Genomic DNA, 13,863 nt, shown 5'->3' on the forward strand with positions numbered 1-13,863 from the left:
GGTCCACTGGCTACACTCCGCCGGTGGAATGGTTCAAAGGGATTGTCGCGCTGGTCACGGGGTTGGCGTGGCCGGCTGTCGTGCTGATATCCGTGGTGCTGCTGAAGCGGGAGATCGGGCGGGCGATCGGCCGGGTGACGCGGTTCTCCGGGGCCGGGGTGGAGTTGGATTTCAGCGAGCGGATGGAGGCGGTCGGCGCGATCGCGGAGGCCATCGTCCCCGATGTTCCGGCGGAGTTGCCCGGGGTGGTCACGGCGAACGAGAGGGTGGCGGTCGGCGACGGTCCCAGCCTGCGCGATCTCCTGGACGAGACCGGTCGCAAGCCGGTGAACGCGATCATGCGGGCGTGGAACCTGGTCGAGGCGGGGACGACGCGGCTCGCGGGCGCGACCGGCCGTCTCGGGACCATGGCGGAGCTGAGGGCGCTCACCGGATCCGGAGAGATCAGCATGGACCTGTACGAGCTGGCCCGCCAACTGCGCGACCTGCGCAATCGGGTCGCGCACGGCCAGGCGGTGCCCACTGCCGCCGAGGCGAGGGAGTTCGTCGGCGCCTCCTGGCGGCTGGCCACCGAACTGGCGAGGGTGGAGTCCCGATGAAACGGGTCCGGCCGCTCCCGACGGCCGCCTAGACCGCGGCGAGCAGGACCGCGCGTCCGTCCACATTGAGCACCCGACCGGCGCCAAGCGCGGCGACCGGCTCGGGCCAGTGCACGTGGCCGCAGACGGTGAGCGGCGGTGGGCGGCGGGCGAGGCGCCTGCGGACGTCCTCATCGCCGAGCCGGCCCGGTCCGCCGGACGGGCCCTCGTGCAACACCATCACGTCCGGCGGCCCGTCATCGAGCAGGCGGCCGAGACCACCCAGAAAATCTTCGCGGGTACGCCGATGCGGGCGCGCCGGATCACCGATGACACCGCCCAGCCCGCCGATCGTCACGCCCCCCACGGCCACGGCCTCGCCGTCCAGCAGCGTCATCGTCGGCCCGAGCGGAACCGGCCGGCCGCCCCTGCTCTCCGGCGAGGCCTCAGCCGCCCGGGGCACGGCGGGCCGTCCGGTCCCCGGCGACCGGACGGTCCCCGGCGACGTCATCGACGGCCCGAGCGCGGCCAGCCGCCCGGCGTCGATGACGTCGTGGTTGCCTGCCACGCCGATGACGAACGCGCACCCGGCGGCCGCGAACGCGAGCCACACGTCGGCCACCTCGCCCGAGGCCCCACGGCGGTCCGCGCCCGGCGCCGCGTACAGGTCGCCGGCCAGCACGACCCCCACCTCGGCCGGCGGCGGAACCAGTCCCTGCCCGGCCCACAGCCCGAGGTGATCCGCGAGCGTGAGGCCGAGCAGCACCGGATCGCCACCGAACGGTGACGGCGCCACGCCCTGCAGGTCCCCGGCGACAAGCACTGCCCGGCAGCCGCTCGGGAGGCCGTCGGCGATGATCCGCTGCACCGGGAGCACCGCGCTCTCGCTTCCGCCGCCCGGCCGGGCCTGCCGGTAGGCGATCGAGGTAAGCGTCGAGGGCCGGTCGCTCAGCAGTCGCATGGCGTGAAGGGAACCATGCGCGGGGCGTACCCCCTGATGATTTTTTGGAAGACGCCGAGGACCCGCGGCAGGTGGGCTGGCTGATGGTCTCCATTGCGAGTGGCGTTTGTCGCGTCCCCAATCCGGGAAAATCACGCGGCACACGACGCCGCATCGACGCGGGCCGAACCGGACGGGGACAATGGCCGCCTCATGATCACTCTCTCCCTGCTCACCTCGCGCATCAAGCGCGCCGCCAAGAAGCACTTCGGCTGGCGGACGCTCCGCCCCGGCCAGCTTCAGCCGATGCGAACCGTGATGAAGCGGCGCGACGCGCTTGTCGTCATGCCCACCGGCGGCGGCAAGTCCGCGCTCTACCAGATCCCGGCCACGCTGCTGCCCGGCCCGACCGTGGTGATCTCGCCGCTGCTCGCGCTCCAGCAGGACCAGATCGCCGCGCTCAACGAGCGGGACAGCCCGGCGCTGCGCGCGGTCCGGATCAGCTCGGCCGAAACCGCGAACCAGAAGGCCGAGGCGCTGGAGGCGGTCCGTACCGGCAAGGCGCGGTTCCTGTTCACCACGCCGGAGCAGCTGGCCTCGGAGCCGATGCAGGTCGAGATCCGATCGCTGCGCCCCGCGCTTGTCGCGGTGGACGAGGCGCACTGCATCTCCTCCTGGGGCCCCGACTTCCGCCCGGACTTCCTGGCGCTCGGCCACCTGATCCGCGCGATCGGCCGCCCGCCGATCCTGGCGCTCACCGCGACCGCGTCCCCGCCGGTCCGCGAGGACATCATCAAGCGGCTCCAGCTCCGCGACGTCAAGCCGATGATCTCCGAGCTGGACCGGTCGAACCTGTTCCTCGAGGTCGCCTACTGCCCGGACGAGAACTACAGGTGGCGCCGGCTGACCGCGCTGCTCGACGAGGACGAGGGCCTCGGCCTGGTCTACGTGGCCACCCGCCGCGCCGCCGAGGAACTGGCCGAAAAGCTCACCGAGGCCGGGTACGCCGCCGCGTTCTACCACGGCGGCATGAACGCGGGCGCGCGCGAGGAACGGCACGAGGAGTTCCTCGCCGACAAGATCCAGGTCATGGTCGCGACAAGCGCGTTCGGCATGGGCATCGACAAGCCCAACATCCGCTGGGTCGCCCACGTCGCGCTGCCCGACTCCCCGGACAGCTACTTCCAGGAGATAGGCCGTGCCGGGCGTGACGGCGCTCCCGCCCGCGCGCTGCTGCTCTGGCGCGCCGAGGACGAGAACATCCAGCGCTACTTCACCGGCGGCGCCGTCGACGAGAAGGAGCTCCGCGAGCTGGCCGCCGTACTGCGGACCGGCGCGCACACCAAGGCGGAACTGCGCGAGAAGACCGGGCTCGGCATGCGCAAGCTCGGCCAGCTCCTCGCACTCCTGGAGCAGGTCGAGTCCGTGGTCACCATCGGCACCACGAAGGTGCTGGCGCCGAACTACGCGCCGCCCGCCGCCAAGGCCGCGCAGCTCGCCGCCGCCGAGTCCGAACGGCAGCAGACCGTGCAACGCTCGCGGATCGACATGATGCGCGCGTTCGCCCAGACCCGGTCCTGCCGCGGTCAGATCCTGCTCGCCTACTTCGGCGAGCACCTCCCCGAGCCCTGCGGCCACTGCGACAACTGCCTCAACCCGCCGGACGACGCGCCGGTCTCCCCCGCTCCCACCGGCGCCGCCTCGGATCCGCAGGTCCCGGCCGCCGAGGAGCTCTTCCCCATCCACAGCACGGTCCGCCACCAGGAGTGGGGCCCCGGCCTCGTCCTCGGCTACGAGAACGACAAGATGACGGTGCTGTTCGACTCGGTCGGCTACAAGACGCTCTCGGTCAAGGTGGTCAGCAAGCAGAAACTCCTGGTCCCGACCGAGGACGACTAGCCACGACCAGCCGGTTGCCGTCCGGGTGCCGATCCTCGCACCCGGACGGGACCCGAGCCCTCACCGCATAGCACCTGGTCGATCCTTCAAGGTTTGCGACGGCCCGCCGAACTTGATTGGCGTAACGCTGAGCCACACCGCACAGCGAACGCCAACCGAGAGGCACGCATCTTGCGCAACCTGGTCCGCTCCGCCGCCCTGACCGCCGTCGCCGCCGTAATCGTGATCGGTGGCACCGCCACCGCCGCGACCGCCGCCGTGACCCCGGCCACCACGCTGGAGACCCAGGTCGTCGCACACACCAACGCCGAGCGCGCCAAGGCCGGCTGCAAGACGCTGGTCGTCTCCCCTGGCCTGACCAAGGCCGCCCGCGGACACTCCAGCGACATGGCCAAGTTCAACTACTTCTCCCACACCGGCCGCAACGGCTCCACCTTCACCCAGCGCGTGAAGTCCGCCGGCTACGCCCCCGCCGTGGGCGAGAACATCGCCTGGGGCTACGCGGGCACCACCGGCGTGATGACCGGCTGGATGAACAGCCCCGGCCACCGCAAGAACATCCTCAACTGCAAGGCCGCCAAGATCGGCGTCGGCGTCGCCCGCGACGCCAAGGGCACCATCTACTGGACCCAGGAATTCGGCGGCAAGTAAAGACTTCCCTCACCCCCCGTTGAGCTAGGGATCGGCGTCCTCGGACACCGATCCCTAGCTCTATTTGCGGGTTGAAAGACGCCTCGTCGCGCTCCGCCCAGTCACCTCGGCGTCGGATCTTCTGATGCCAGGATTCGGCCATCCAGCGCTCTTTGCTTGATCAATCAGCAGGTGGCGGGCCCACATAGCTCCGATATCCGAAAAGTCCGATAGCGAGATCATCGAACATGACAGGCAACACCAATGATCATCCGTCGAATGTACGTGGGAGTGGTTATCCGGCCCCCATAACCACTCCTACGTACAGTCGACGGTGATCGACTTCAATGCGTGGTGATGGACTGAACGCTTTATGGTGAAAAATCGGGCGCACGGCGCACGATCCCCGCCACCCACGCCGACAGCCACTGATCGGGCTGGACCGTAACGACTCCCGGCGCCCCTCTTGCCCGCTTCGGCGCACGACTCGCACAGCCGCCGCCCCCACGAGCCCCGCCTCACCCATCCGGCAGCCACCTGGCAGCGCCGCACCCGGACGAGCCCTGCGCCCCGCCCGACCGCCACCCCACCGCCAGCCGTCACCCGTCACGAGTCCCGGGGTTTCACTCAACCGCCGCCCCACCGCCCCACCGGCGACTGCCCGCGGCCCTCACGAATCCGAGGCCCTACCGGGCAAGCCCCGCCCCCAGGAGCCCCGGACCTCGGCCGACCGGCGGCTGGTCGCGCCACCGCCGCCCCACGGATCCCAAGCCCGGCCCAACCGCCGTCCCACCGCAGTTCTCCGGCCCCACGAACCCGCGCACCGCCGACCAGCGGCTGCCTGCGCAACCCCCGCCCCACGGATCGCGAGCCCCACCCGATCGCGGCAACCGCACATCTCCGGCCCCATGAACCCGCCTGGACACCGCCAACCGGCGGCCGGCCGCGCGATCTTCGGGATCGCCCGGACCTCTTCCTCGATGCCGCTCTTGATCTTTCCGGGCCCACCGCGTCGCTGCCGGCGCCACATCCTCGCCGCCGGTGACTGAACGGCCGCGATCGCCTGAGGCGGGGGGACCGTGTGACGTCACTCCTTCGCAGCCGGCCGGGCACGATCGACTAGCGTGGCCGCGTGGTTGCGGCGATCGAGATGTATCTGGACACCGATGCGAACCGGCGGATCAAGACGCTGTGGCGGTCGCTTGAGGCGGAGGGCGTGCCGACGATGGCAGGGCTGCTCGGCAACCGGCACCGGCCGCACGTGTCGCTTGCGGCGGCACCGCGGCTGGATCCGGACGTGGTGGCGGAGGCCCTCGACGGGCTGGAGGTCGGCACGGGGCATTCGCTGAGCATGGATTTCTCCGGGCAGTTCGTCGGGCGGGTGCTGTGGCTGGGGGTCACCCCGACCGAGGAGCTGCTGGCACATCACCGAGCCGTCCACGAGCGGCTGGCGGCGGCCGGTGTCGAGGTGTGGGAGCACTATCTGCCCGGGCGCTGGGTGCCGCACTGCACCGTCTCGATGCGGGTGCCGAATGCACAGATGGCCCACGCGGTACGCCGCTGCATCGAAGTCCTCCCGCTGAAGGCGACGGTGACCGGCGCCGCGGTGACCGATCACGCGAACGAGATCGATCACCGGCTGAGCTGATCCGAGGTCGAGGTGTGAGCGACGGCTGAGCCGAGCGGGGCTGAGGTCGAGCGTCGGCCGAACCGAACCGAGCCGAGCCGAGCCGAGCCGAGCCGATTGAGGTTCACGGCCCCCGCAGCCGCGCCCGGCCGAGGGGTGTGCGGCCGCGTGGGTTTCCCGGCCACGGCGGGGCCGCGGCCCGCGGGAGCGTGCGGGCGGCACCACCCACAGAGTGGGAAAGCAGGATTGTGATCTGGCTCTGTCAGTCGGGTTGGGGTGGGAGGTCGTGGATGCGGGGGATCGGCGAGAAGAGGACGAAGAGGACGCCGGAGACCGCGCCGACTGTGGCGATCCAGAGGGTGGGGCGGACGCCGATGGTTTCGCCGAGCAGGCCGCCGAGGAGCGCGCCGACCGGGCGGACGCCGTAGTTGACGGTACGGCGGGCCCCGCTGACCAGGGAGAGGCGGTGGTGCGGGGTGGCGGCGGTCTGGAGCGAGCCGACGGCGATGTCGAGCATCATCACGCCGATGCCGCTGAGGAATTCGGCGACGAAGACCATGGCCATGATCGTGGGTTCGCCTCCGGAGGCGAGCGGGATCAGCACCAGGGGCAGCGGGAACAGTACGTAGCCGGCGACGGCGACCGGGCCGACGCCGAAGCGGCGGGTGAGGCGGCCGGTGACCACGGCGCCGAGCAGGCCGCCGACCGAGCCGAGGCCGAGCAGCAGGCCGAGTTGGCCCGGGGAGAGGCCGAGCGTGGTGGTGGCGTAGAGGATGAAGAGCGCGTGGAAGACGTAGTTGAACAGGTTCAGCACGGTGACGCCGAGCAGCAGCGGGCGCAGGATCGCGGACCTGGCGACGAAGACCAGGCCGGTCGCGATGCCGGTACGTTCGGTACCGGCGGCGACGGCGTTGCTCTCGTCCGGCGTGATCCGGGACAGCAGCAGCGCGGAGCCCAGGTAGGACAGCGCGTCCGCGACCAGGGCGAACGGCGCGGTGACAAGCTGGACGAGCAGGCCGCCGAGGCTCGGGCCGGCCACGAACGCCATCGCGCGGGAGCCGTTGACGAGTGAGTTCGCCGCGATGTAGTCCTCGCGCCGGACAACTGACGCGAACAGGCTGCTGTTGGAGACGTCGAAGAAGACGGTGAGCGTGCCGGTGGCGAACGCGATCACGTAGAGGTGCCGGAGTTCGAGCACGCCGGTGATCGCGAGCAGCGGCACGAGCAGTACCAGCGCGGCGCGGGCCAGGTCCGCGCCGATCATGATGTGCCGCTTGATCGGGCGGCGGTCCACCCAGGCGCCCGCGACGAGCGAGAAGAACAGGTTGGGGAGGAGCGAGGCGGCGGTCAGGTAGCCCATCTCGGCCGGGCCGGCACCGACGGTGAGCACGGCCAGCAGCGGCAACGCGATAAGCGTGATCTCCTCGCCGATCAGCGAGACGGACTGCGCGGACCAGTAGCGGCGGAAGGCGGGGGCGCGGAGCAGCGAGCGTTCGGCGACGGCGGTCATGGCGCGCCCGTTTCCGGCGTCGGGATGCTCAGCTGCACCATGGAGACCGGCCGGGAGCCCTCGGCACGCCGGGCCTTGTCGCTGTAGGGGGCGAGCAGTTCGTCGATCTGCTCGTTCAGCGCGAGGAGCTGGTCCGGGGTCACGTAGATCATCGCGTCGCCGAAGCCGGCCGCGCGCCGCCACTCCGGGGAGTCCTCGCCGCGGACCGCGAGGTAGGCCTCGGCGCGCCGCACGTACTGCGCGAGGATCGCGGCGTTGAGCTGGTCGGTGGCCGCGCGCACCTCGGGGTCGTCGGAGTCGTCGACCCAGGACGTCATGTTCGCGGTGGCACGCCAGGGGCGCTCCCGCCCGTCGGCGCCGGGGACGCGCTCGGCCAGCCCGTACTTGGCGAGTTGGCGCAGGTGGAACGAGCAGTTGGGCACGTTTTCGTCGAGCTCTGCCGCGCACTGGGTGGCGGTCATCGGGCCGTTGCGGCGGAGCATGCCGATCAGGCTGAGCCGCAGCGGGTGTGCGTAGGCCCGGAGCGCCTTCGGATCATTGAGGTTCACGGAGTCGTTCGCCATACCCTAGAGCATGCTTTAGAAAGATACCTTTAGCAACATGTCTTTAGGATAGGAAAACCTGTCGCCTGATCGGCTCACGCACGCCACGCTGAGCCGCATGGAGTTGCACGAGTACGCGGCCTACGACGCCACCGGCCTGCGCGAACTGATCACCACCGGCCAGATCACGCCGCAGGACGCCGAGGACGCGGCCCGCCGTGCGCTTGCCGCCGCGCACGCGGACCTCAACGCGCTCACCGGCCCGCTCTACGAGCCCGCGGGCAGCCACGACCCGGACGGCCCGTTCGGCGGCGTGCCCTTCCTGATCAAGGACAGCGGCCCGTTCGCCAGGGGCACCGCGTTCCGGCTGGGCAGCCGCGCGATCCGGGGCGTCATCGCGGACGCCGACCACGAGCTGATGACCCGCTTCCGGGCCGCAGGCCTGGTCACGCTCGGGCAGACCACCGCGCCGGAGTTCGGGCTGAGCTTCTCCACCGAGCCGGTGCTGCACGGCCCCACCCGCAACCCGTGGGCGCCGGACCGGGGCGTCGGCGGCTCGAGCGGCGGCGCGGCGGCGCTTGTCGCGGCCGGTGCGGTGCCGGTCGCGCACGGAAACGACGGCGCCGGCTCGATCCGGGTGCCGGCCGCCGCGTGCGGCCTGGTCGGGCTGAAACCGAGCCGTGGCCGCACGCCCGGGAGCGACGTCGCGTTCGGGCACATCTACGAGTTCGCGCTCACCCGCACGGTGCGGGACACGGCCCGCCTGCTCGACGCGGTAAGCACCCCGAACCACTTCGACACCCATCAGGCCCCGCCGCCGGTACGCCCGTTCGCGCGCGAGCTCACCGCCGCCCCGGAACGCCTGCGGGTGGCGCTGGCGGTCGCACCCTGGTCCGGCGTGCCGGTCGACCCCGAGGTGGCGGCCGCCACCGAGACGGCCGGCGCGCTGCTTGAGTGGCTCGGGCACACGGTCGAGCCGGCCCGCCCGGAATTCGACGCGGAGGACGTGGTCGAATCGCTGATGCTCGGGGGGATCGCGACCGGGCTAGCGGTGCTCCGCGGCGGGCGCAGGCCCGATCCCTCGCTGCTGGAGGCCGGTTCGCGCGCGTTCATCCGGGAGGCCGAGGCCGCGACCGCCGCGGACCTGCTGACGCTTCTCGACGCGCGGCAGCGGGTCACCCGGTCGATCGGGCACTTCTTCGCCGGCGGGTACGACGTGCTTGTCACACCCACGCTCGGGCAGCTGCCGGCGCCGCACGGCACGCTCGACTACGACAACCCGGCGCACGACGCACGCGGCTGGCTGCGCACGATGCTCGCCTACGGCCCGTTCACCGCGCCGTTCAACGTGTCAGGCACGCCCGCGATCAGCCTGCCGCTCGGTCAGAGCCGGGCCGGGCTGCCGATCGGCGTGCAGCTCGCCGCCGGGTACGGCCGCGAGGACCTGCTGCTGCGCCTTGCCGCGCAGCTGGAGGAGGCGGCCCCGTGGCGGGACCGCCAGCCGTCACTGTTCGTCGGTTAGCGCACGGTTCCGATCAGCTCTGCGGACGCGTCTCCCAGGACCGCTCCGCGACGCCGTCGCCGTCCTCGTCGTAGGTCACCACGTCGAAGATCCCGTCGCCGTCCAGGTCCGCGGCCGTGATGATGCTGCCGTCCTCGGCCCGCTCCGCCACCACGTAGTCGTCCTTGCCGTCCCCGTCCACGTCCGCCATGAACTCGTGGATCTCGCCCATCTGCCGTGCTCCCGTCTCGCCGCGCACTGTCGAGGACAACCTTTCCATACACTCACATGCCTGATCGGCCCCGCACACGCTCCACTGTGCGCGGCTCGGCTACCGTCGTGCCCCATGCGCTCTCTCCTTCGACCGGGTGGGGTCGGCCGTGGTGTCGTCGCCGGGCTGGTCGCGCTGACGTTCATGGCCGCGGGGCTGGCTGCCGGGTCCTGGGTGGGGTGGCGGCTGGCCGGGCCGCTGCCGGGGATCACGCAGGCGGAGGTGACGGCGTTCGCGGCCGATCCGCAGTTGCGGGTGATCGGGTCGGAGCGGGCCAACCACCTCTTCGCGTACGGCCCGGAGGACGACACGCCCGCCCGGTGGCTGCTCGGCGGTGACGGCTACGAGGCCGGGTACACCCGGATCGACCTGGAGACGAACGACGCCTACCAGCCCGTGTTCGACAAGGTGCGGCGTGCGCTTGAGGAGGACGGCTGGGAGTGCGACGTCGCGGACGGCGAGCTGCGGGCCGTCCGGAACGATGTCGCGCTCGCGCTCTCCCCGGTCGTCGACGGTGAGCTGCGTGGCGTGCCGGACCCGAAGGCCGACCTCGCGCTGATCCTGCTGCGCAACGAGCCGCTGCCGACAGTCATGTTCCTGGTGCTGGGCGCGCTGTCCGGGCTGCTGCTCGGCTGGGCGGTGGGCGTCACGCTGTCCGCCGGCCGGGCCGGGACGGCGCTGGTCCTGACCGGGTCGCTGCTGGCGATGCCGGCGACCGCGCTGACGCTGGCGAGCGCGGTGCTGAACCGGCTGGCCCCGGTCCCGATATCGCCGGCTGCCGGCTGGTGGGCGTACATGACAGTCGGTGTCCGGCCGCTGGCGCTGCTCGGCGCCGTGCTGCTGATCGCCGCGGGGGTGACGGCGGGGTTCCGCCGTACCGGCAAGGGGTAAGGCTGGCATGATTCGCAAGACTTTTCTTCACCATGAAAGCCGAGAGGTGTCACAGTGACGGAGCAGCCGGTATTCAGCCAGCTCGGGTTCTCCGACCAGGAGTGGGGCCTGCTCGTGGGCCTTCCGCACGCGGTGCTCACCGCGGCGTCGGCCGCGGAGTCGGACGGCGCGAAGCGCACCCTGCAGGAGAACGCGGCCGGGCTGGAGGCGATCTCGACCGGGCGTGAGTCCGGCAACTGGCTCGTCACCGAGGTGGCGAAGGAGCTGGTCAGCCGGGTGGGCGACCCGGATGCGGGCGACGAGCTGCCGGCGCTGACGCCGAGCGACCCGGAGGCGTACATCGCGGACGTGCTGAACCGTGCGCGGGAGGCGCACACGCTGCTGCGGGAGAAGGTGGACGAGGGGCAGGCCGGGGCGTACACGCACTGGCTGGTCACGATCGCCGAGCAGGTGGTCACGGCGGCCCCGTCCGGCGGCATCCTGGGCATCGGCGGCGACGTGGTGACCGAGGACGAGCGCCGCTTCCGCGACGAACTCTCCGCCATCTTCAACGACTGACCCGCCGGCAGCGATCCATCCGGCGGCCCCGGCGGCGCGGTTGAACCGTTCGCGCCGCGGCCGCCGGGCGGTGGATCATCGGGCGCCATCCGAGTCGCGCCGACTGGTCGCTCGCGGTGAAGCGCAGCGAGGTCCGGGGCGGACGTGGCCGACGCGATCGACGCGGACCGGCAAATCCCGTAAATCCATCCTAGCCGTCATGAACCGCCCCATACGATGAGGCGAGGTCGAGACGGAGGGGTCAACCGTGAGCGGTGTCGTGGAGCTCGGCGCCTTCCGGCACGACGACGCGGGTGAGGTCGCCCGGCTCGTCGTCGCCTACGCCGCCGAACGCGGGGTGGAGGCGCGCATCGGTTCGGCCGATGGTGGCAAGATCGCCGATCAGGCGGACGTCTACGAGCCGCTGGACGGCTGGACCGTCGTGATGTGGCCCAGCACCAGCGCGGAGGCCGCGGCGGAGATGGCCCAGGCGGTCAGCGGCCGGTTGAACACGATCGCCAGCTGCGTCTCCGCGTACGAGGACGACTTCTGGAGCCATCTGATCTTCGACGCCGGGCGGGAGCGCGACCGCTTCACGTCCCGCCCGGACTACTTCGAGGAGGAGTCCGGCACGGAACATCGGTGGATCTCCGACACCGCTGTCGTGGCAGGCGTGTTCGGCGTGGACGCCCGCGAGATCACCGACTACCTCACTCCACTCACCGGCGACGAGCTTGACGACGACGACCGCCGCGCGCACCCGGACGACGAGTACGCGCTCACCGACGCGTGGGTCTTCGTCGACTTCTGGCGCCGCGTCGGCATCACCTATCCGGACGCCGACGTGCCGCCGCTCCAGTTCGGCGTCTCCTTCCCGCCGGGTTGGGAGAAGGCGATCACCGGCTCCGCCTGACGCGATGGCGCGATCGGCCACAAGACCGGCGCATTCCGCCACTGTCAGTCACTCCCGAACTTCGTAGCGTCGTTGACGCCCGCGAAGTGCACGACGAGGAGTGACGACATGGCATGGTCGACAGCGGACATCCCCCAGCAGCACGGCCGCGTCGCGGTGGTGACCGGCGGCAACGGCGGCCTCGGCCTGGCGACTGTCACCGCACTGGCCGCGAAGGGCGCACACGTGATCATGGCAGCCCGCAACCGGGCGAAGGCGGTGGCCGCGAGGGATCGGCTGGCCGCGGCGTACCCCCGGGCCGCTGTGGAGATCGTCGTTCTTGATCTGGGTTCGCTGGCGTCCGTGGAACACGCGGCCGGCGAGATCCTGGCCGCCCACCCGCGGCTCGATCTGCTGATCAACAACGCGGGCGTGATGGCGGTGCCCGAGGGCCGCACCGTGGACGGCTTCGAGACCCAGTTCGGCATCAACCACCTCGGCCACTGGGCGCTCACCGCACGCCTGCTCCCGGCCCTCGTCCGCACGCCCGGCGCGCGCGTGGTGACGCTTACCAGCACCGCCCAGCACGGCGGCACACCCCAGAAGATCAACAACACGCCGCGCGGGTACGCCCCCTGGCGCGCCTACGACGACTCGAAGCTTGCGAACCGGCACTTCGCCCAGGGGCTGGACCGGCAGTTCCGGCGGGCCGGCCTCTCCGCCCGCGCGCTGACCGCCCAGCCCGGCTTCACCAACTCGGACCTGATGGACCTCTCGGCCGCGGGCGGCGTCGCGGGCCGGCGCGGTGGCATCATTTTCCCGATGGCCCGCGTGATCGGCATGACCCCGGAGCGCGGCGCGCTGAGCCAGCTGCGCGCCGCCACCGATCCACGCGCGGACGGCGGCACGCTCTACGGACCGCGCTGGGCCGTGGCCGGGCCTCCGGTGCGGCGCCGCCTGGTCCGCCCGGGTGCGGAGCGGGCGATCCGGGTGCTCTGGCAGGTCTCCCGCGACCTGACCGGCCTGGACATCGACGTGAGCCGCTGCCCGTGACGCAGACCCGGTTCACGTTAAGCCCCGGCACCGTCGCGGTGTTCGCCGATCTGGGCATTCCGGCCGGGCCGGTGCTGCGCGCCGCCGGGCTGCCGGAGGATCTGTTCCTGCACGGGACGGTCTCGCTCACGCCGGAGCAGTTCTACAGGTGCTGGACCGCGATGGAGGAGACGACCGGCGATCCCGCGTCCCCGGTCCGGCTTGCGGAGCGGATGAGCACCGAGACGTTCCAGCCGCCGGTCTTCGCGGCGCTGTGCAGTCCGGACCTGCGCCGCGCGGCGGAACGGATCTCCGTGCACAAGCGCCTGATCGGGCCGCAACGGCTGATCATCGGCGGCGGGGACGAGCTGCGCCTGACCGTGGAGTGGCCGGTCGATCCGGCGCCGCCGCCGAGCCTTGTCGCGTACGAGCTGGCGTTCTGGGTGGCGCTGGCCCGGCTGGCCACCCGGCGCCGGATCGTCCCGGCGCGGATCGCGATGCCGAGCCCACCGCACGGCCCGGCCGCCTGGGCGTGGCGCGACTATCTCGGCGTGCCGTTCTCCGTGGGCGACACGGCAGCCGTCACGTTCACCGCCGTGGACGCCCGCCTCCCGTTCCTGACCGCGGACGCGGAGATGTGGCAGGTCTTCGCGCCGGACCTGCGCCGCCGCCTCGCGGACCTGGACCGCCCGGAGCCGGCGGCGGACCGGGTCCGGGCCGTGCTGATCGAGCTGCTGCCGGCCGGTGAGGGCACCGCGCGCGGCGTGGCCCGGCGGCTCGCGTTGAGCAGCCGGACGCTGCAGCGGCGGCTGGCCGCGGAGGGGACCACGTTCCAGGCGGTGCTGGAGAGCACCCGGCACGCGCTGGCCCGCGACTATCTGGAACGGCGGGACGTGTCGATCGCGGACATCGCGTTCCTGCTCGGTTACGACGAGCCCAGCTCGTTCTACCGCGCGTTCCGCGCCTGGTCCGGCACCACGCCGCAGCAGGCCCGCACGGGTTGAGCGTGGGTT

The 13,863-nt window shown here is 71.8% G+C and carries 14 protein-coding genes; 10 read left to right on the plus strand and 4 right to left on the minus strand.

The genetic code is table 11. The features are described from left to right. The first annotated feature begins 23 nt into the window (after positions 1 to 23). The gene (locus ACIA8K_RS04725; RefSeq protein WP_396054974.1) at positions 24 to 599 is read left to right on the plus strand and encodes a DUF4145 domain-containing protein; all 576 of its coding nucleotides are present in this window, start codon (positions 24 to 26) and stop codon (positions 597 to 599) included. A gap of 28 nt (positions 600 to 627) precedes the next feature. On the opposite strand, the gene ACIA8K_RS04730 is transcribed toward ACIA8K_RS04725, so the two are convergent. Continuing rightward, complete coding sequence (locus tag ACIA8K_RS04730; protein WP_396054976.1) at positions 628 to 1,539, minus strand: metallophosphoesterase; 912 nt, start codon at positions 1,537 to 1,539, stop codon at positions 628 to 630. A gap of 192 nt (positions 1,540 to 1,731) precedes the next feature. On the opposite strand from ACIA8K_RS04730, the gene ACIA8K_RS04735 reads away from it, so the two are divergent. From ACIA8K_RS04735 to ACIA8K_RS04745, 3 genes are all read left to right on the plus strand, one after another. After that, a complete protein-coding gene (locus tag ACIA8K_RS04735) occupies positions 1,732 to 3,417 on the plus strand; it encodes a RecQ family ATP-dependent DNA helicase (RefSeq protein ID WP_396054978.1) in 1,686 nt (561 codons plus the stop codon). A gap of 171 nt (positions 3,418 to 3,588) precedes the next feature. After that, positions 3,589 to 4,068, plus strand: coding sequence for a CAP domain-containing protein (locus ACIA8K_RS04740; RefSeq protein WP_396054980.1), 480 nt, complete (start codon positions 3,589 to 3,591; stop codon positions 4,066 to 4,068). A 1,111-nt stretch (positions 4,069 to 5,179) separates the two neighbouring features. After that, positions 5,180 to 5,695 carry a 2'-5' RNA ligase family protein gene (locus ACIA8K_RS04745; RefSeq protein ID WP_396054982.1) on the plus strand — a complete coding sequence of 172 codons (516 nt, stop codon included), beginning with the start codon at positions 5,180 to 5,182 and terminating at the stop codon, positions 5,693 to 5,695. 241 nt (positions 5,696 to 5,936) lie between these two features. On the opposite strand, the gene ACIA8K_RS04750 is transcribed toward ACIA8K_RS04745, so the two are convergent. Together ACIA8K_RS04750 and ACIA8K_RS04755 are read right to left on the minus strand one after the other, a co-directional pair. Further along, on the minus strand, positions 5,937 to 7,184 hold the full coding sequence (locus ACIA8K_RS04750; protein WP_396054984.1) for an MFS transporter: 1,248 nt from the start codon (positions 7,182 to 7,184) through the stop codon (positions 5,937 to 5,939). Then, on the minus strand, positions 7,181 to 7,747 hold the full coding sequence (locus ACIA8K_RS04755) for a helix-turn-helix domain-containing protein (protein ID WP_396054986.1): 567 nt from the start codon (positions 7,745 to 7,747) through the stop codon (positions 7,181 to 7,183). Before ACIA8K_RS04755 ends, ACIA8K_RS04750 begins: the two co-directional genes overlap by 4 nt. A 97-nt stretch (positions 7,748 to 7,844) precedes the next feature. Here ACIA8K_RS04755 and ACIA8K_RS04760 point away from each other — a divergent pair, with 97 nt between their 5' ends. Further along, positions 7,845 to 9,248 carry an amidase gene (locus ACIA8K_RS04760; protein ID WP_396054988.1) on the plus strand — a complete coding sequence of 468 codons (1,404 nt, stop codon included), beginning with the start codon at positions 7,845 to 7,847 and terminating at the stop codon, positions 9,246 to 9,248. A gap of 13 nt (positions 9,249 to 9,261) precedes the next feature. Here the strand turns inward: ACIA8K_RS04760 and ACIA8K_RS04765 are convergent, their stop codons facing one another. Beyond that, positions 9,262 to 9,507: a hypothetical protein gene (locus ACIA8K_RS04765; RefSeq protein ID WP_396054990.1), complete on the minus strand. Its 246-nt coding sequence runs from the start codon at positions 9,505 to 9,507 to the stop codon at positions 9,262 to 9,264. 66 nt (positions 9,508 to 9,573) lie between these two features. On the opposite strand from ACIA8K_RS04765, the gene ACIA8K_RS04770 reads away from it, so the two are divergent. The 5 genes from ACIA8K_RS04770 to ACIA8K_RS04790 all read left to right on the plus strand — a co-directional run bounded on the left by ACIA8K_RS04770 (position 9,574) and on the right by ACIA8K_RS04790 (position 13,854). After that, positions 9,574 to 10,389, plus strand: coding sequence for a hypothetical protein (locus tag ACIA8K_RS04770; RefSeq protein ID WP_396054992.1), 816 nt, complete (start codon positions 9,574 to 9,576; stop codon positions 10,387 to 10,389). A 54-nt stretch (positions 10,390 to 10,443) separates the two neighbouring features. Continuing rightward, positions 10,444 to 10,947, plus strand: coding sequence for a hypothetical protein (locus ACIA8K_RS04775; protein ID WP_396054994.1), 504 nt, complete (start codon positions 10,444 to 10,446; stop codon positions 10,945 to 10,947). Between the two features lie 247 nt (positions 10,948 to 11,194). Further along, positions 11,195 to 11,839, plus strand: a complete 645-nt coding sequence (locus ACIA8K_RS04780; RefSeq protein WP_396054996.1) for a hypothetical protein — start codon at positions 11,195 to 11,197, stop codon at positions 11,837 to 11,839. 108 nt (positions 11,840 to 11,947) lie between these two features. Further along, entirely contained in the window at positions 11,948 to 12,871 is a 924-nt protein-coding gene (locus tag ACIA8K_RS04785; protein ID WP_396054998.1) for an oxidoreductase, read from the plus strand. A gap of 38 nt (positions 12,872 to 12,909) precedes the next feature. Continuing rightward, complete coding sequence (locus ACIA8K_RS04790) at positions 12,910 to 13,854, plus strand: AraC family transcriptional regulator ligand-binding domain-containing protein (protein ID WP_396055000.1); 945 nt, start codon at positions 12,910 to 12,912, stop codon at positions 13,852 to 13,854. Positions 13,855 to 13,863: the final 9 nt, after the last annotated feature.

It is taken from the genome of Catenuloplanes sp. NPDC051500, assembly GCF_044454585.1.
Taxonomy (GTDB): domain Bacteria; phylum Actinomycetota; class Actinomycetes; order Mycobacteriales; family Micromonosporaceae; genus Catenuloplanes.

Bases quoted from the DNA above. Each gene is read 5' to 3' on its own strand.
- ACIA8K_RS04730 (WP_396054976.1), bottom strand. From the start codon at position 1,539: ATGCGACTGCTGAGCGACCGGCCCTCGACGCTTACCTCGATCGCCTAC.
- ACIA8K_RS04765 (WP_396054990.1), bottom strand. From the start codon at position 9,507: ATGGAAAGGTTGTCCTCGACAGTGCGCGGCGAGACGGGAGCACGGCAG.
- ACIA8K_RS04735 (WP_396054978.1), top strand. From the start codon at position 1,732: ATGATCACTCTCTCCCTGCTCACCTCGCGCATCAAGCGCGCCGCCAAG.
- ACIA8K_RS04785 (WP_396054998.1), top strand. From the start codon at position 11,948: ATGGCATGGTCGACAGCGGACATCCCCCAGCAGCACGGCCGCGTCGCG.
- ACIA8K_RS04760 (WP_396054988.1), top strand. From the start codon at position 7,845: ATGGAGTTGCACGAGTACGCGGCCTACGACGCCACCGGCCTGCGCGAA.
- ACIA8K_RS04770 (WP_396054992.1), top strand. From the start codon at position 9,574: ATGCGCTCTCTCCTTCGACCGGGTGGGGTCGGCCGTGGTGTCGTCGCC.
- ACIA8K_RS04755 (WP_396054986.1), bottom strand. From the start codon at position 7,747: ATGGCGAACGACTCCGTGAACCTCAATGATCCGAAGGCGCTCCGGGCC.
- ACIA8K_RS04750 (WP_396054984.1), bottom strand. From the start codon at position 7,184: ATGACCGCCGTCGCCGAACGCTCGCTGCTCCGCGCCCCCGCCTTCCGC.